The organism is Mesorhizobium sp. M0615, assembly GCF_040320805.1.
GTDB lineage: Bacteria > Pseudomonadota > Alphaproteobacteria > Rhizobiales > Rhizobiaceae > Mesorhizobium.
Map to the genome: position 1 here is coordinate 24,941 of NZ_JAMYQI010000015.1, position 17,275 is coordinate 42,215.

Genomic DNA, 17,275 nt, shown 5'->3' on the forward strand with positions numbered 1-17,275 from the left:
TCGGGTGACCCGATTGTGAATTCGGCCCGGATTGAAGCCTGACCCCAAAAAGGCCATGCTTTGTCAGGAAACATCGAGTCTATGGCTTCTCCGCGCCGACGCGGGATGGCGCTTGGCTGAAAGGGATACGATGCGGCAAGGACGTGCGCGCTGGCTCGCAGGGCTGGCAATTGTGGCAGGGATGGCGATTTCTCCGCTGCCTGCCTACGCGAAGGAATCGACCGACCCGGTCAAGATCACCTCCTTCTCGGGCGCCTATCTCGCCGCCCGCATCGCCGAAGGCGACAACGACCTCGACAATGCCATCGCTTATTACAAGCAGGCGCTCGCCTTCAATCCCGGCGACACCTCGCTGCAGCAAAGCCTGATGCTGTCGCTGATCGCGCAAGGCCGCTTCGAGGAATCGCTCGTCTATGCCGACAAGCTCAAGGCAGTTCCCGACGTCGAGCGCTTCTCGCGTCTGGCTCTGGCGGTCGATTCCTTCCACAAGAAGGATTTCACCAAGGCGCAGTACTGGCTCAAGCTGTCGCTCGAATCCGATCTCGACCGGCTGATTTCCGGCGTCATGTCCGGCTGGGCACAAGAGGGCGCCGGCGACCCCACCGGGGCGATGGTCTCGATCGACAAACTGCAGGGGCCGGACTGGTTCGGCCTGTTCAAGTCCTTCCACCGCGCGCTGATCGCCGATGCCGCAGGCCTGTCGGACAAGGCCGACGCGCTTTATGACGCGACCCTGACCGACGTCACGGCCGGCGGTGCCGCGCCCGAGACATGGATGCGCAACGCCCAGGCCTACGCGTCTTTTCTGGCGCGCAAGGGCAACAGGAACAAGGCGCTCTACGTGCTCGACAAGGCCGAGGCGTTCGCGCCCGGCAAGCTGGACATCCAGGCGCTTCGCGACAGGATCAGCAAGGGCGACAAGATCGAGCCCTTCGTCGCCAATCCCTCCGACGGCGCCGCTGAAATCCTGCTCGACCTCGCCATCGCGCTCAATCGCGGCGGCGGCGAGCCGTTCGTGCGCCTCTATCTGCAATATGCGCTCGCGCTCAAGCCCGACAGCGACGCCGCTTTGGTGCAGCTTGCCGCCGTCGCGGAGCAGTTGAAGGACGGTGAAGGCGCCATTGCTCTCTATAGCCGCATTCCAGCCTCTTCGCCGCTGAAGGAGCTTTCCGACCTGCAGCTCGGCCTCAACCTTGCCGATCTCAACCGTCACGACGAGGCGATCGCCCATCTGAAGGCATTCGTCGAAGCTCACCCCGATGACATGCGCGCCTATCTGGCGCTGGGCGGGGTCTATGCCTCGAAGGAGGATTTCCGCTCCGCCGCCACTCTCTACGACAAGGCGGTCGCGGTGCTGAAGACGCCGACCAATGCCAACTGGAACATCTACTATCAGCGCGGCATCGCCTATGAGCGGCTGAAGGAATGGCCCAAGGCCGAACCGAACTTCCTCAAGGCGCTGGAACTGTTCCCCGACCAGCCGCAGGTGCTGAACTATCTCGGCTATTCCTGGGTCGACATGAACATGAACCTCAAGGAAGGCCTGGCGATGATCCAAAAGGCCGTCGACCTCAGGCCGAGCGACGGCTACATCGTCGATTCGCTGGGCTGGGCCTATTTCCGCATGGGCCGGTTCGACGACGCCGTGCGCGAAATGGAGCGCGCCGTGTCGCTCAAGCCGGAAGATCCGGTGCTCAACGACCATCTCGGCGATGCCTATTGGCGCGTCGGCCGCAAGCTCGAAGCCACATTCCAGTGGAACCAGGCGCGCGACCTGAAGCCGGATCCCGATGTGCTTGCCATTTTGCAGCAGAAGCTGATGAAGGGCCTGCCGCCGATCGAATCCAACACGGCGCAGGAAACCCCGAAGGTCAAGCCGGCCACCCCGCCAGCGCCGAAAGGGTGATCGGGCCATACTTCTGATGAAACGGGGCTCTCGCTGAGCCCCGTTTTTTCGGTTTGGCGTCTTAGAGCAATTCCAGGAAAGTGTGCGCGGTTTTCCGTTCGGAATTGCGACAGAAACAACGAGATAGAGACGCCCTATCGCGATCGTCATTCTATGGCGGAGCAAGGAGCGAAGCGACGCGGCGCAGACCCAGCGTTGGCGCTCATTCTAGAACAGCTTTCGGTAGACGACGAACCCCGAGAGATCGCCGATCTTGTCGTAGAGCTTCATCGCCGTGTGGTTGGTTTCGTGTGTCAGCCAGTAGACGCGGCTGGAGCCTGCGGTTTGCGCCCTGGTATAGACGTCTTCGATCAGTGCCCGGCCGACGCCCTTGCCGCGCGACGCCTCATTGGTGAAGAGATCCTGCAGATAGCAGTTCGGCGAAATCGCCGTCGTGGTGCGGTGGTAGAGATAGTGGACAAGGCCGAGAAGCTTGCCTTCGCTCTCGGCGACCAGCGCATGCATAGGCTCATAGGCATCGAAGAAGCGCGACCATGTCATTGCAGTGATGTCACCGGGCAGGGCGGTCTCGCCCGAGCGGCCGTAAAACGCATTGTAGCCGTCCCACAGCGGCAGCCATTGCTCGTAATCCTCTCGGGTGACGGGGCGTACGGTGAACTGGCCTTGCATGGCTGAACCTTTGTCGTTGAAGCTGGGCGAGCAAACGGCCACCGGCACCGTCCGGCAATGGGCCAGTCCGAAGCAAAGCGTTCAACCTCTCATCAAGGCGGCGATAGGCGCTGCCTTGACGCCTACCGGCCCGGCAACTAGGGAATGGCATCATTTCAGCGCTTTCCGAGGCCGCCGTGACGTCAGACAGTCCAGCCCATATGCATCCCAGCCGCTCGTTCCAGGGGCTGATCCTGACCCTGCACAATTACTGGGCCGCCTATGGCTGCGTCATCCTGCAGCCTTACGACATGGAAGTCGGCGCCGGCACCTTCCATCCGGCCACCACGCTGCGCGCGCTCGGGCCCAAGGGCTGGAACGCCGCCTACGTCCAGCCCTCGCGCCGGCCGAAAGACGGCCGCTATGGCGAAAACCCCAACCGGCTGCAGCATTATTACCAATACCAGGTGATCCTGAAGCCCAATCCGCCGAACCTGCAGGAGCTTTATCTCGGCTCGCTCAAGGCGATCGGCGTCGATCCGCTGCTGCACGACATCCGCTTCGTCGAGGACGACTGGGCAAGTCCGACGCTGGGCGCCTGGGGGCTCGGCTGGGAGTGCTGGTGCGACGGCATGGAAGTGTCGCAGTTCACCTATTTCCAGCAGGTCTGCGGCATCGAATGCGCGCCGGTGGCGGGAGAACTGACCTACGGCCTGGAGCGGCTGGCCATGTATGTGCAGGGCGTCGACAATGTCTACGACCTCAACTTCAATGGCCGAGAAGGCGCCGAAAAAGTCACCTATGGCGATGTCTTCCTGCAGGCCGAGCAGGAATATTCCAGGCACAATTTCGAATATGCCAACACCGCCATGCTGCTCAGGCATTTCGAGGACGCCGAAGCCGAATGCAAGGCGCTGCTCGCGGCCGGCGCCCCGGCTTCGAACGACGATCTGCCGATGCACCGCATGGTCTTCCCGGCCTATGACCAGTGCATCAAGGCCAGCCACATCTTCAACCTGCTCGACGCGCGCGGCGTGATTTCGGTGACCGAGCGGCAGAGCTACATCCTGCGGGTGCGCAATCTGGCGAAAGCCTGCGGCGAGGCATTTTTGCAGACCCAGGCCGGCGGGCTCGCCGCCTGAGGCTCACTTCATCATTTCGAGAGAAATGTTGATTGGGGCCAATATCGGGCCAGTCGACCCCGCCATGGTCCGCATAGCCTGCCGTACGCCCGGCATCGAGAAGGCGCCATGCACCTGCGCGGCGAAACAGGCGCTGAGCGCGATGATCTGGAGAAGTCTCGATGCCGTTTTCATGGTCGTTCAGCCAATAGGTCCCTGCCTGAGCGTTGGTCGCTTCAGCGCTGCGTTTGGTTCATGGAAATCTTTGATCCAAGGACGGGCGGGCTGGTTGCGGCCCGACAGCGCCTTGAAAATTTTAGAAAATCGGCCCGGGCCGACGATCGGCAAGCGCAAAGGGTGACAGCGGCCAGCCGAGTTGCTATGCCCCGCCGACCATTGTCGCGCGAGCCTAACCATGCCTGATCTTTTGCTAGAACTTCGCTCCGAGGAAATCCCCGCCCGCATGCAGCGCAAGGCGGCGGGCGATCTCAGGAAGATGCTGACCGACGGTCTGGTCGAGGCGGGTCTGACCTATGACGCCGCGCGCGAATACTGGACGCCGCGGCGCCTGGCGCTCGATGTGAGGGGCCTGACCGCGCGCTCGAAGGACATCCACGAGGAGATCAAGGGGCCGTCGACGACGGCGCCGGAACAGGCGGTGCAGGGTTTTCTGCGCAAGGCAGGCCTTGCCTCGGTTGCCGAGGCGCATGTTCATTCCGATCCGAAGAAGGGCGATTTCTACGTCGCCCATATTTCGAAGCCGGGCAGGGCGGCGGAAGAAATCATCGCCGAACTGGTGCCGGCCATCATTCGCGGCTTCCCCTGGCCGACATCGATGCGCTGGGGGCCGGCTTCGGCCAAGCCCGGTTCGCTGCGCTGGGTGCGGCCGCTGCAGACGATTCTGTGCACCTTCGGCCCGGAGACCGAGGAGCCGGTGGTGGTCGATTTCGAGATCGATGGCATCCGCTCGGGCAATATCACCTATGGCCATCGTTTCATGGCGCCGGGTGAAATCACCGTGCGCCGCTTCGACGATTACGTGACCAAGCTGGAAGCGGCCAAGGTCGTGCTCGACGGCGACCGGCGCAAGGAGATCATCCTTGCCGACGCCCGCAACCTCGCCTTCGCCAACGGGCTCGATCTGGTCGAGGACGAAGGGCTGCTGGAAGAAGTGTCGGGCCTGGTCGAATGGCCGGTGGTGCTGATGGGCGAATTCGAACAGGCCTTTCTTGCCATTCCGCCCGAGGTGGTCCGGCTGACCATCCGCGCCAACCAGAAATGCTTTGTGACATCGCGCCCAATCTCCCCCCTAGAGGGGGAGATGTCGGCGAAGCCGACAGAGGGGGGCGCTGTCCCGCCGACCTCTCCGCGCGAAGCCCCCCCCTCTGCCCTGCCGGGCATCTCCCCCTCAAGGGGGGAGATTGGCCAATCGCCTCTCTCCAACCGCTTCATCCTCACCGCCAACATCGAGGCCAAGGACGGCGGCAAGGAGATCGCGCACGGCAACGGCAAGGTGGTGCGTGCCCGCCTGTCGGACGCGCTGTATTTCTGGAAGACCGACCAGGGCGATCTGCCGGATCTGGAGCAGCTCGAGGCGTCGGCGAAGAAATTCGGGCTCGATCTGAAAAAGCCGCTCGACCAACGCATGGCCCGCCTCGACCATCTCGGGGTGACTTTCCACGCCAAGCTCGGCACGCAAGGCGAGCGGGTGGAGCGGATCAAGCGGCTGGCGGAAGAGCTGGCGCCAACAGTGGCGCAGTCGATCTCCCCCCTTGAGGGGGAGATGGCCGGCAGGCCAGAGGGGGTCGCTTCGGCTGCCGCGACGCCGTCCGGTCTCTCGAAGAAAGAGGGAGTTGGCGCTCCACGCGAGACGACCCCCTCCGTCGCCTTCGGCGACATCTCCCTCTCAAGGGGGGAGATTACCGCGCTCGCCGCTCGCGCCGCTGTGCTGGCCAAGGCCGATCTCACGACAGAAGCAGTGGGCGAGTTTCCGGAACTGCAAGGCGCCATGGGCCGCAAATACGCGCTGCTGCAAGGCGAGCATCCGTCCGTGGCCGCGGCGATCGAGGAGCACTACAAGCCGCAAGGTCCGTCCGACCGCGTGCCGACCGATCCGGTGTCGATTGCCGTCGCGCTGGCCGACAAGCTCGACACGCTGGTCGGCTTCTGGGCCATCGACGAAAAGCCAACAGGGTCTAAGGACCCTTACGCGCTGAGAAGGGCCGCACTGGGCGTGGTGAGGATCCTGATCGAGAATGGGATCTCACTGCCGCTGACATCGCTCTTCGATAGTGCCTATCAAACGGCGAGTTATCTCGCGTCTAAGGCTGGACGGGCCTTTGGCCCCGACCTCCTCGCCTTCTTCCACGACCGCCTGAAAGTCTATCTCCGCGACCAGGGTGCTCGGCATGATCTCATTGACGCCGTGCTGGCAGGTGGTGGAAGCGCGCCAATCTCCCCCCTTGTGCTGGCGGCGAAGCCGACAAAGGGGGGCGCTGTCCCGCCGACCTCTCATTCTGGCGCGCTCCCCTCTGCCCTGCCGGGCATCTCCCCGACAAGAGGGGAGATCGGACAATCGCAGTCGGACGACCTCCTGCAGATCGTGCGTCGCGTCGAAGCTCTGGGGTCCTTCCTCGACACCGAGGACGGCAAGAACCTGCTCGCGGGCGCCAAGCGAGCGGCCAACATTCTGGCCGCCGAGGAGAAGAAGAAAACGCGCGTCGCCGAGACTGTTGAGCCGGCGCTGTTTCGCGAGGAGGCCGAGAAATCGCTGTTTGCGGCGGTGAATCAGGCGGAGAGAGAAGCCGGCGAAGCGATTCAAAACGAAGACTTTTCCGCCGCCATGCTGGCGCTTAGCGTGCTGCGCGAACCGGTTGATTCATTCTTTGAACGTGTTCTCGTGAATGATGAGGACCAGGCCGTGCGCGCCAACCGCCTGGCATTGCTCGCCCGCATCCGCACGGCCACCGACCAGGTGGCTGATTTCTCCAGAATAGCTGGCTAAGCGACGGACAAGCCCGAAGACGGGCGGCGTTCATACGCCGCCCGTCTTGTTTTCAGTCCTCCCGAGGCTGACTCCGTCAGTCCTCCAAAATGCTGACATGCACGCTGTCTGAATAGACGTCGACCTGGATCAGCGGCTCGCCATTGACGATGGCGTTCCGTGTCGAGGAGCTCATCGCGCCACCGCGCTTCAGCATGCGTTCCAGATACGCGCGATCATCGTTGCTGCGGAACCAGTCATCGCCCTGGTCGTCGGCATCGCGCCGGTGGAACTTGTGCCAGTTGGCACGGTCCTGCCGCACCATCTGTGCTGCGCTGCTCAGCTCATAGCCGTCGCTGGCATGGTGGTCGCGATCGGAAATGCGCGCGACGTAGGACCCTAGCTCGTCACCGGCCTGCGCGCCGCCGACAGCTATAGGTGACGCCAGCAACAGGCCGGCAACAGTCAAAGATTTCGTCATGTTCATGATAACCCCTCGCTCTCCTAGAACCCGGCGCGCTCATGCCAAACCCGATTGGCGAAATTGGGGCCGCCGCCGCCAAGCCGATCGTGCGCCGGGGCGTCGATCGGCGTCAAGCGGCATGGATCGGCCGACTGTCTTGGCTGAATGGCCTACTCGGCTTTGCCGACGCCCTCGATCGGCTGCTGCGGTGTTGCTGCCGGCTGCGGCGCTGCCGGTTGCGACTCGGGCTTGCCGTTCGATGCCGTTGCAGTTCCGGCTGGTGCGGTCTCTGCCGTCGGCTCAGTTGCCGGCGCCGCGGCGCTCGCCCTGGCCGGAGCCGGCGCGGCGAAGGCGCCGCCGACGATGCCGCCGCGAATGATCATCGGGTCCTGCCTAGGCTTTTCGGGGATCGCCGCGACCTTTTCATAAGTCACATCGGGCTGGGCATCGCCGAGCGCGACGATCGATGGCGACGAGGCGATCCTGACCGGTTCGGATCCGCCAACCTTGATGACCGATGGCGTCGAGGTCGAGACGCCGAGAAAGACGATCGACGAGGCGTGCGCCCCACCGGTCATCGCCGCCAGGGTGAAACCAAGCGCTCCAAGCACACGCATCGACATCGAAACCGTCCCCTTGCCCAACAAGCTGCCAGCCCTAACCCAAGTAGCCTAACCCCAGTGGATTGATGCCGGCTTGCAGGGAAACATAGCATTTTAGGCATTGATAATTCGCCAACGCCGGCTTGCCCGAAAACCACTGCCGTATTAGAGCAATTCCAGGAAAAGTGAGTAGCGGTTTTCCGTCCTGAATTGCGCAAAAACAAATACTTAGAGCGTTTAAGCGAACAGCTGAACCGCTCTAATGCATGTCGCTCAAAAGTGGCCCCGGTTTTGAGAGAACGACATGCATCAAAACAAAGACCTAAAGCGCGTCGCATGAATCCGGTTCAGCGCGACGCGCTTTAGGTCCGGCGCTGTGAGGTGAAGCGAGTGGCTGAGATACTATCCGTCGGCGAAGCGATGGAGCAGGCGTTGGCGCTGCTCGAGGGCGGCGACGTCGTCGGTATCCCGACGGAGACCGTCTATGGACTGGCCAGCGACGCGACCAATGGCGTCGGCGTCGCCCGCATCTTCGAAGCCAAGGGCCGGCCGCGCTTCAACCCGCTGATCGCCCATGTCGCCGATCTCGCGATGGCCGAGCGCATTGCGATCTTCGACCCGCTGTCGAAGCGGCTGGCCGAGGCGTTCTGGCCGGGGCCGCTGACGCTGGTGCTGCCGCTCCGACCCGGCAACGGCATCCATCCGCTGGTCACCGCCGGGCTCGATACGATCGCGCTGCGCATGCCGAGGGGCTTCGGCGGCGAGCTGATCGCCAGGCTCGGCCGGCCGCTGGCCGCGCCCAGCGCGAACTCTTCGGGCAAGATAAGCGCCACGACGGCGCAAGCCGTGGCGGCCGATCTCGGCGCCAAAATCCGGCTGGTGGTCGATGGCGGCGCCACCCCGGTCGGGCTGGAATCGACCATCGTCAAGGTCGAAGGCAACAGCGTGCGGCTGCTGAGGCCAGGCGGCATCGCTGCCGCCGATATCGAGGCCGTCACCGGCATCAAGCTGCAGCGCGGCGCGACAGCCGGCATCGAGGCGCCCGGCATGCTGGCGTCGCATTATGCGCCGAGCGCATCGGTGCGGCTCGATGCACAGAGTGTGGCTGAAGGCGAGGCCTTGCTGGCCTTTGGTGGCGACCGCGCCGAAGGCTGGCAAGCGGCGGCCGCCTTGCGCAACCTGTCCGCGTCAGGCGATTTGCGCGAAGCCGCAAGCAATCTGTTCGCGTATCTGCAGGAACTCGACCGCAGCGGTGCGGCCACGATCGCCGTCGAGCCGATCCCGGTCGAAGGGCTCGGCGAGGCGATCAACGACCGGCTGTTTCGTGCCGCTGCCCCCCGTGACAAGCTCGATTGAGCGCCATAGTTTGCGCCGATGAACGACTCCCCCTTCGACCTCGATCCCGCTCTCATCGACCGCTTCACTGCCATTGTCGGCGAAAAATATGCACTGCGCGACCAAGCCGATATTGCGCCGTATCTTACCGAGCGGCGCGGGCTGTGGCACGGTAGGACGGCCTTGGTGCTGCGTCCCGGCAGCGTCGACGAGGTGAGCCGGATCATGCGGCTGGCGAGCGAGACGGGAACGCCGGTCGTGCCGCAAAGCGGCAACACCGGGCTGGTCGGCGCCCAGGTGCCGGATGCCTCCGGCCGCGAGATCGTGCTTTCTTTGTCGCGGCTGAACCGCATTCGCGAGATCGACGTCTTCTCGAACACGGTGACCGTCGAAGCCGGCGTCATCCTGCAGACGCTGCAGGAAGCCGCCGACGCCGCCGACCGGCTGTTTCCGTTGTCGCTTGCCGCGCAAGGGTCCTGCCAGATCGGCGGCAATCTCTCGTCCAATGCCGGCGGCACCGGCGTGCTTGCCTATGGCAATGCGCGCGAACTCTGCCTTGGTGTCGAAGTCGTGCTGCCGACCGGCGAGGTGTTCGACGATCTGCGCAAACTGAAGAAGGACAACACCGGCTACGATCTGAAGAACCTGTTCGTCGGCGCCGAAGGCACGCTCGGCATCATCACCGCCGCGGTGCTGAAACTGTTTCCCAAGCCCAAGGGGCGCGAAGTCGCCTTTGCCGGCCTGTCGTCGCCGGAAGCAGCGCTTTCGCTGTTCAGCCTGGCGATGGACCGGGCCGGGGCGGCACTCACCGCCTTCGAGCTGATCGGCCAGCGTCCTTATGATTTCACGCTGCGCCACGCGCAGGGCGTCATCCGGCCGCTCGCCGAGGACTGGCCCTGGTATGTGCTGATGCAGATATCATCCGGCCGTTCGGCCGAGGACGCCAGGGGGCTGATCGAGGAGGTGCTGTCGGAAGGCCTCCAGCAAGGCATCGTCGGCGACGCGGTGATCGCGGCAAGCCTGGCGCAGGGCGACGCCTTCTGGAATTTCCGCGAGGTGCTGCCGGATTCGCAAAAGCCCGAAGGCGCGTCGATCAAGCATGATATTTCGGTGCCGGTGGCATCCATCCCGGCGTTTATCGAAAAGGCGGCCGGTGCAGTGGCTTCGGTCAGTGCTGGTGCGCGCGTGGTCTGCTTCGGCCATATGGGCGACGGCAATCTCCACTACAACATCTCCCGGCCGGAGGGCGGTGACGATGAAGCGTTTCTCGGCCTCTACCACGCCATGAACCATGCCGTGCACGATGTTGTGCGCTCCTTCCAGGGTTCGATCTCGGCCGAGCATGGCATCGGCCAGTTGAAGCGCGACGAGCTGATCGCCACCGCGCCGCCCATGGCGATCGAGCTGATGCGCCGAGTGAAGGCGGCCTTCGACCCGGCCGGCATCATGAATCCCGGTAAGGTTATCTGATCCTTTCAACATTTTGTGGCTGGTCTCATTCCGATAACCATCGCCTGAGATCAGCAAAATTTAACTGACTTTCTTAAGCCGGGCGGCAGAAGCTCGCGCTAATGTTTCACACAACGAGGCCGGGAAAACTGGCCCGGTGGGATCCGTGAAAGCGGCTCTCAGGAGAAACACAGGAAGGCAGCAGATGAACAGTGTATTGAAGCCCGTCTGGGCCGGGCGCAACATGCGCCTCGACCCATTCCGCCTGCCGCAAGTGGTGAGCTATGCCACGCGCGACGACTATGGCGACGTTACCTTCACCATCGACCAGCGCGGCGCCGTCATCCGCCGCACGCTCGAGATGAGCGGCGTGCCGGCGATCATCGCGCTGCCCGCCAACGCGTTTCGCGGCGTCGCCGCCCGCGCGATGGAGGATGCGCAAGGCAATGTCACGGTAACCCTCGAACTCCTGCACAACGACCCGATGCTGTCGGTGCCGCTGCTGGTGGCCGACGATCTCGACGACGTCGCCGCCGACTGGCGCGCCTGGGCCGATGCTTACCGGCTGCAGATGCTGCTGATCGAATCCGACGGCATTGCCCGCACGCTGGAGGAATCGCTCGGCGCCGCCATCAAGGCGCTGCCGGCCAAGGATCGCCGCAAGGGCCGGGTCTCGACCACGCGCCGCCCGCGCTTCCTCGCCCGCCGCAGGGCCGGCAATCTCGGGCTGAGGCTGGTGATCGATGGCCAGGAGATTATTTCGCGGGAGTAGCTTGGCCGGCGATTGGCGAAACCGCCGATGACAGCCTTCTTCTCCCCGGCACTATACGGGGGTTGAGGAGCGGTCCGCGTAGCGGACGAAAAGCCAATTGCTTGGCTTTTCGAGTGACGAACGCCCGGCAGGGCGATGAGGGGCGGCGCTGACCGAGGCATTTCTCGCAATATCGCCGCTGTGCATTTCATCTCCAAGATTGGCGCTGCCCCTCATCCGGCTGCCGCCACCTTCTCCCCGTATAGTGACGGGAGAAGGGAGACTACACCAGCGGCTTCAGCGCCACCCACAGCGCACCGCCGATCAGGCCGATGAAGATCAGCCAGCCGACCTGGTTGTTCGATTTGAACAGCCGCAGGCATTGATCGGGATCGTCGATATCCAGAACCGCTATCTGCCGCGCCATATGGGCGCCGGCGGCGATCAGCCCGGCCAGCGCCACCACCGGCACCTGCGCCGAGGCGAAGGCGATGGCGAAGCAGACCAGCGTGCCGCCATAAAGCCCGACCAGCCAGGTCTTGGTGTTGTCGCCGAACAGCCGCGCCGTCGAGCGCACGCCGACGATTGCGTCGTCTTCCTTGTCCTGATGTGCATAGATGGTGTCGTAGCCGATCACCCACAGGATCGAGCCGATATAGAGCATGATGCCCGGGCCATCGAGATCGCCGAACTCGACCGCCCAGCCCATCAGTGCACCCCAGGAGAAGGCGAGCCCGAGCACCAATTGCGGCCAGTTGGTGAAGCGCTTCATGAAGGGATAGACGGCAACGATGACCAGCGAGACGATGCCGAGCGGAATGGCGAAGTCGTTGAACTGCAACAGCACGACCAGCCCCAGCAGCGCCTGGATGACCAGGAATATCCAGGCCTGGCGGCGCGTCACCTTGCCGGCCGGCAATGGCCGTGAGCGCGTGCGCTCGACCTTGTTGTCGATGTCCTGGTCGACAATGTCGTTATAGGTGCAGCCGGCGCCACGCATGGCGACGGCGCCGACAAAGAACAGGAACAGGAACCACGGCGACGGCAGCAATGTGAGCAACGGGTCTGCCGGGCGGGGATAGGCGCTGGCCGCAAGCGCTGCCGACCACCAGCAGGGCCACAGCAGCAATTGCCAGCCGATCGGCCGGTCCCAGCGCGCAAGCTGCGCGTAAGGCCACAGCGAGCGCGGCAATATCTTGTAGACCCAATGGCCGCTCGGCGCGTCGGCGACGCGGCCCTGTGCGGCTTTCGACTGGATGGTTTCCATCGTGCTGGAGTGGCAGCAGCGGCGTGCGCCGTCAAGCGGCCGCATTGTCGCTCAGGCGGTGAAAATATCGTGGCTGGCAAACCATTCCTTCGCCACCTCCGTGAAGGCCAGCGCCGCCTTCGACAGCCTTTGCCTTGTGTCATGGGTGAGGATGATGCGCTGCATCGGCAGCGGATCGGACAGCGGCTTGCAGACCAGCGGCAGCCCGTCATAACTCCTGTCGCCATAAGGCCTAGTGTAGCTCACTGCGACGCCGAAGCCGTTGGCGACCATGCTGCGCTGCAGTTCGAACGAACTCGCCGTCGATTGCGAGACCGGCGACAGGCCGCGGCTGAGGAACAGGTCCAGCCATATGCTGCCAGTTATGCGGCTGGTCGGTGGTGATCAAGGCATGGGTCGCCAGCTCCGCCAGGCTGACGCTGGCCTGGCTGGCCAGCGCGTGGCCTTGCGGCAGAAGCGCGTGTGGCCGCAGCTCATGCAGCAGGGTGCGGGCGAAGTGCGAGGGCAGGCCGAGATCGTAGGTCAGGCCGAGATCGATTGCCGCATCGCCGAGCCGCCGGCCGAGCGTCTCGAAGGTCTCGTCGCGGACCACCACGGTGACCGCCGGGCAGCGTTGCGAAAAAGCGCGGATCAGCGCCGGCGCGAAATAAGGCGCCAGATCCTCGAAACAGCCGAGCACAAGTTCGCCGCCGACATCGGCGTCGCGCGTCCCGAGCCCAACCAGTTCGTCCGCTTCGGCCAGCACCTGCTTTGCCTTCGCCACCGCGCTGCGGCCGAACGAGGTCAGCGCGATGCCGCTGCCGCGCTGGCGCACGAACAGTTTCTGGCCGAGCGTCGCTTCGACATTGTCGATCGCCACCGAGATCGAGGGCTGCGAGACGTTCAGCATCCGGGCGGCCACCGTGACGCTGCCGTGACGGGCAACAGTGACGAGGTAGCGCAACTGGGTGAGGGTCAGGTTCATAGTAAAGCTATAAGGGAGATGAGAAGTTATTATTTTACGCGATGTGCGGCGGCTGCGATAGTCGGTCATCGAAACAGGGAAGACATGAGATGGCCGCCAGACATATTGATGCCGCAGCGACTGCCGACTACCAGCGCGACGGCGCGGTCTGCATACGCGGCGCCTTCAAGGACTGGGTCGGCACCATCGCCGCCGGCATCGAGCGCAACATGCAAAACCGCAGCGCCATGGCTTCGGACATCGCCAACGGCAAGGGCAGCTTCTTCGACGATTACTGCAATTGGGAGCGCATTCCCGAATTCGTCGACGTGGTGCGCAATTCCCCGGCCGCGGAACTCGCGGCAGCGGCGATGCAGTCGCGCAGCGCCCAGTTCTTCCACGACCATGTGCTGGTCAAGGAACCGGGCACGCAAAAGCCGACGCCTTGGCACCAGGACATCCCGTATTACTTCGTCGATGGCACCCAGACCGTCAGCTTCTGGATTCCGATCGATCCGGTCAAGGAAGCGACGCTGCGGCTGATCGCCGGCTCGCACAGATGGGACAAGATGATCCTGCCGGTGCGCTGGCTAGATGACAGCAATTTCTATGCCGGCGAGGGCGACTACCTCCCCGTGCCGGATCCAGACAAGGACCCGTCGCTGAAGGTGCTCGAATGGGAGATGGAACCGGGGGACGCCATCCTGTTCGACTTCCGCACCGCGCATGGTGCGCGCGGCAATCCGACCGCGGCGCGGCGCCGGGCGCTGTCGCTGCGCTGGGTCGGCGACGATGCGCGCTATGTCGAGCGCCCCGGCCGTACCTCGCCGCCCTATGCCGGCCATGACATGAAGCCCGGCCAGAAACTGCGCGAGGACTGGTTTCCAGTGGTCTTCCAGAGCTGAGCCGCGAGAGCCGCGCTTCTGCTTCGGCTTGCCGATGCGTGCGACGTTGCCGTGCGCAACCGGCAAGCAGCGGACCAAAAGTCTTGACCCGCGCTGCGCAGCGCAATAGCGCAGTCCCTGTCGTGAAATGACAAGGGACATCGGCATGCGCGTTTTGTTGATCGGCTCCGGCGGCCGCGAACATGCCTTGGCCTGGAAGATCGCGGCCTCGCCGCTTTTGACCAAGCTCTATGCCGCGCCCGGCAATCCGGGCGTCGCCCGCGAGGCCGAACTGGTCAAGCTCAACATTAGCGACCATGCCGCTGTCGCAACCTTCTGCAAGGACAATGCGATCGACCTCGTCGTCGTCGGGCCGGAAGGGCCGCTGGTCGCCGGCATTGCCGACGATCTGCGCGGCGAGGGCATCCGCGTCTTCGGCCCGTCGAAGCGGGCAGCGCGGCTCGAAGGCTCGAAAGGTTTTACCAAGGACCTTTGCGCCAAATACGGCATCCCGACCGCCGCCTATGGCCGCTTCACCGAACTGGCTGCGGCCAAGGCTTACGTCGAAAAGGTGGGAGCGCCGATCGTCATCAAGGCCGACGGGCTCGCTGCCGGCAAGGGCGTCACCATCGCCATGACGCTGGACGAGGCGCGCGCCGCCCTCGATGCTTGTTTCGACGGCGCATTCGGTGACGCCGGCGCTGAGGTCGTGGTCGAGGAATTCATGACCGGCGAGGAGGCGAGTTTCTTCTGCCTGTGCGACGGCACGACCGCACTTCCCTTCGGCACCGCGCAGGACCACAAGCGCGTCGGCGATGGCGATACCGGCCCCAACACCGGCGGCATGGGCGCCTATTCGCCGGCGCCGGTGATGAGCCCCGAAATGGTAGAGCGCACCATGCGCGAGATCGTCGAGCCGACCATGCGCGGCATGGCCGAGCTTGGCGCGCCGTTCGCCGGTATTCTGTTTGCCGGGCTGATGATCACCGACAAGGGGCCGAAGCTGATCGAATACAACACCCGCTTCGGCGATCCCGAGTGTCAGGTGCTGATGATGCGGCTGAAGGACGATCTGCTGGTGCTGCTCAACGCCGCCGTCGACGGCCAGTTGGCGCACAGTTCGATCCGCTGGCGCGACGATGCCGCGCTGACCGTGGTGATGGCGGCACAGGGCTATCCCGGGACGCCGGAAAAAGGCTCGGTCATTCGGGGTCTCGACGAAGCCGCCGGCGAAGGCGTTGAGATTTTCCATGCCGGCACTGCCATCAATGGCGGCGCGCTGGTCGCCAATGGCGGCCGCGTGCTCAACGTCACGGCATCAGGCAAGACGGTGGGCGAAGCGCAAAGCCGCGCTTACGCCGCGCTCGACCGTATCGACTGGCCGCAAGGCTTCTTCCGCCGCGACATAGGCTGGCAGGCGGTGGCGCGGGAAAAGGCCAGCGCCGCCACATAAGCCTCAGCGCTCGCGAACCAGTTCCGTCGAAGCGGTGCTGACCGGGTCGGCGGCCTGCGAGAAGGCGGCCTCGAGCAGAGCCTCCGAACGATACGTGGTCCGCTTCCAGGCGACATACTCGGCAATGCCGAAGCGCGCGCGGCGCGGCACCGTCTTGACCACCGGCATGCGGAAGGCGGCGCGGAATGTCTGCCAGCGCGCGCCGAGCACCGCCACCATTTCCTCGACCGTCGGTGGCGTCGCCACATCGGCGTATGTGATGGTGACTTTGCCGGCGAGCCCGGCCGCGCGCGACACCGGCACCGGTATCGAGGCGAGGTAGTCGGGCGGCACGTCGATCAGGCCGCCGAAGGGCCATTGCTGGCGCAGTGCCGCCGCGTCCATCGGCGCGACGTTGACGTCGATGTCGTTGGGCGTGCCGGCGACGCGGTAGGGGCAGCGCAGGCGCCCGCAATTGGCCTGCGCCGAGAACTGCCACAGCGCATAGCCCTGCCAGTTGCCCATCGGAAAATGCACGTCGATGTCGGGCTTGTAGCGCGCATACCAGAGCGGCAGCCGCGACAGCAGACGGTATTGGTAGCGGTTGTTGGCGATGTACTGGGCGGTCTTGCCGTTGGTGTAGAGGATCGGGAAACGGCCGAGCCGCCGGTGCACCTGGCGCACGAATTCCTCGGCATCCTCGAGCGACATCCATTGCGAGGGGTCGTTGCCTTCGAGATCGAGGGCGAGCAGATCGTCAGGGGCTGGCTCGGCGAAATCGATGAAACTGTTGGCCTGCTCGAGCGGATTGCCGGGGCGGGCAAGATGATACGCGCCCCATTTCAGGCCGAGCGCCTTGGCCACCACCTTGCGCGTCTGAAACAGCTCGCGCGTCACCGCAAAGCGTTTCCACAATGTCTTGCAGAGTTTGACCGTAGGCTCGTCGCCGTAGCAGAAATAGGGCGGCGGCAGCCCGTCGGAGGCCTTGTTGATGAAGCCGACAATGCGCTTGTCGGTGGCAAGCTGCGCCCAGTCGATGGAATTGTATTCATAGGCGTCGACCACCCGCGCGCGGTCGCCATCCCGCCAAGGCTCGGAAAAGTCCGAGGCTGTAGCCGCTGACGTCAGCGCCATCATCGCCGCGAGAGCGATCGCTGAGCGGCGAAGAAGATGCGCCGGCGTTTTCAAACAGGGGATCCCCGCTGACCAAACACCGATGGTGGACCGGTATGGTTAAGGAAGTGCTTTCGGGCAGGAGTCCTGTCGCTCTCGCGATTTCGTCATTCTATGGCGAAGCAAGGAGCGAAGCGACGCGGCGCGGACCATAGTATGCATTCCGCGACTTCGAAGCGTTGCCACGGCGCGGAATTCTGCACCGTTGCGCCCCTAGCGCGAGGTCGCGACATGGTACTCGGCGTCCGCTACGCTCCCGCTCCACCTGTGGACGACGAAGTTCGATGAAAATCCGCGTGACAAAGTTTGACGTTTACG

The 17,275-nt window shown here is 64.1% G+C and carries 14 protein-coding genes and 1 pseudogene; 9 read left to right on the top strand and 6 right to left on the bottom strand.

What is annotated here, in order from left to right; translation table 11 throughout:
- The first annotated feature begins 130 nt into the window (after positions 1–130).
- Entirely contained in the window at positions 131–1,906 is a 1,776-nt protein-coding gene (locus NKI46_RS24625; protein WP_352748349.1) for a tetratricopeptide repeat protein, read from the top strand.
- Between the two features lie 207 nt (positions 1,907–2,113).
- Here the strand turns inward: NKI46_RS24625 and NKI46_RS24630 are convergent, their stop codons facing one another.
- Entirely contained in the window at positions 2,114–2,575 is a 462-nt protein-coding gene (locus tag NKI46_RS24630; RefSeq protein ID WP_023687114.1) for a GNAT family N-acetyltransferase, read from the bottom strand.
- Positions 2,576–2,751: 176 nt separating this feature from the next.
- Between NKI46_RS24630 and NKI46_RS24635 the strand changes: the two genes are divergently transcribed.
- From NKI46_RS24635 to NKI46_RS24645, 3 genes are all read left to right on the top strand, one after another.
- A complete protein-coding gene (locus NKI46_RS24635) occupies positions 2,752–3,696 on the top strand; it encodes a glycine--tRNA ligase subunit alpha (protein WP_023738470.1) in 945 nt (314 codons plus the stop codon).
- Between the two features lie 64 nt (positions 3,697–3,760).
- Positions 3,761–4,036 carry a hypothetical protein gene (locus NKI46_RS24640; RefSeq protein WP_156929806.1) on the top strand — a complete coding sequence of 92 codons (276 nt, stop codon included), beginning with the start codon at positions 3,761–3,763 and terminating at the stop codon, positions 4,034–4,036.
- A gap of 54 nt (positions 4,037–4,090) precedes the next feature.
- Positions 4,091–6,679: a glycine--tRNA ligase subunit beta gene (locus tag NKI46_RS24645; protein ID WP_023738471.1), complete on the top strand. Its 2,589-nt coding sequence runs from the start codon at positions 4,091–4,093 to the stop codon at positions 6,677–6,679.
- Between the two features lie 76 nt (positions 6,680–6,755).
- Here NKI46_RS24645 and NKI46_RS24650 read toward each other — a convergent pair whose 3' ends face one another.
- Both NKI46_RS24650 and NKI46_RS24655 read right to left on the bottom strand, forming a co-directional pair.
- On the bottom strand, positions 6,756–7,139 hold the full coding sequence (locus NKI46_RS24650; RefSeq protein WP_245259948.1) for a hypothetical protein: 384 nt from the start codon (positions 7,137–7,139) through the stop codon (positions 6,756–6,758).
- Between the two features lie 152 nt (positions 7,140–7,291).
- Positions 7,292–7,744, bottom strand: a complete 453-nt coding sequence (locus NKI46_RS24655) for a hypothetical protein (RefSeq protein ID WP_023668460.1) — start codon at positions 7,742–7,744, stop codon at positions 7,292–7,294.
- A gap of 369 nt (positions 7,745–8,113) precedes the next feature.
- Here NKI46_RS24655 and NKI46_RS24660 point away from each other — a divergent pair, with 369 nt between their 5' ends.
- The 3 genes from NKI46_RS24660 to NKI46_RS24670 all read left to right on the top strand — a co-directional run bounded on the left by NKI46_RS24660 (position 8,114) and on the right by NKI46_RS24670 (position 11,279).
- Complete coding sequence (locus NKI46_RS24660; protein ID WP_023738475.1) at positions 8,114–9,079, top strand: L-threonylcarbamoyladenylate synthase; 966 nt, start codon at positions 8,114–8,116, stop codon at positions 9,077–9,079.
- 18 nt (positions 9,080–9,097) lie between these two features.
- The gene (locus tag NKI46_RS24665) at positions 9,098–10,528 is read left to right on the top strand and encodes an FAD-binding oxidoreductase (RefSeq protein WP_023738476.1); all 1,431 of its coding nucleotides are present in this window, start codon (positions 9,098–9,100) and stop codon (positions 10,526–10,528) included.
- Positions 10,529–10,712: 184 nt separating this feature from the next.
- Complete coding sequence (locus NKI46_RS24670) at positions 10,713–11,279, top strand: DUF6101 family protein (RefSeq protein ID WP_023668457.1); 567 nt, start codon at positions 10,713–10,715, stop codon at positions 11,277–11,279.
- Between the two features lie 262 nt (positions 11,280–11,541).
- On the opposite strand, the gene ubiA is transcribed toward NKI46_RS24670, so the two are convergent.
- Together ubiA and NKI46_RS24680 are read right to left on the bottom strand one after the other, a co-directional pair.
- The gene (gene ubiA, locus NKI46_RS24675) at positions 11,542–12,525 is read right to left on the bottom strand and encodes a 4-hydroxybenzoate octaprenyltransferase (protein WP_023738477.1); all 984 of its coding nucleotides are present in this window, start codon (positions 12,523–12,525) and stop codon (positions 11,542–11,544) included.
- A gap of 51 nt (positions 12,526–12,576) precedes the next feature.
- Positions 12,577–13,489, bottom strand: a pseudogene (locus tag NKI46_RS24680) (LysR family transcriptional regulator).
- Between the two features lie 89 nt (positions 13,490–13,578).
- Between NKI46_RS24680 and NKI46_RS24685 the strand changes: the two are divergent.
- Together NKI46_RS24685 and purD are read left to right on the top strand one after the other, a co-directional pair.
- Entirely contained in the window at positions 13,579–14,373 is a 795-nt protein-coding gene (locus tag NKI46_RS24685) for a phytanoyl-CoA dioxygenase family protein (RefSeq protein WP_352748264.1), read from the top strand.
- A 145-nt stretch (positions 14,374–14,518) separates the two neighbouring features.
- On the top strand, positions 14,519–15,805 hold the full coding sequence (purD, locus tag NKI46_RS24690; RefSeq protein WP_023738478.1) for a phosphoribosylamine--glycine ligase: 1,287 nt from the start codon (positions 14,519–14,521) through the stop codon (positions 15,803–15,805).
- Between the two features lie 3 nt (positions 15,806–15,808).
- On the opposite strand, the gene NKI46_RS24695 is transcribed toward purD, so the two are convergent.
- Positions 15,809–16,921, bottom strand: a complete 1,113-nt coding sequence (locus NKI46_RS24695) for a glycoside hydrolase family 25 protein (RefSeq protein ID WP_352748352.1) — start codon at positions 16,919–16,921, stop codon at positions 15,809–15,811.
- Positions 16,922–17,275: the final 354 nt, after the last annotated feature.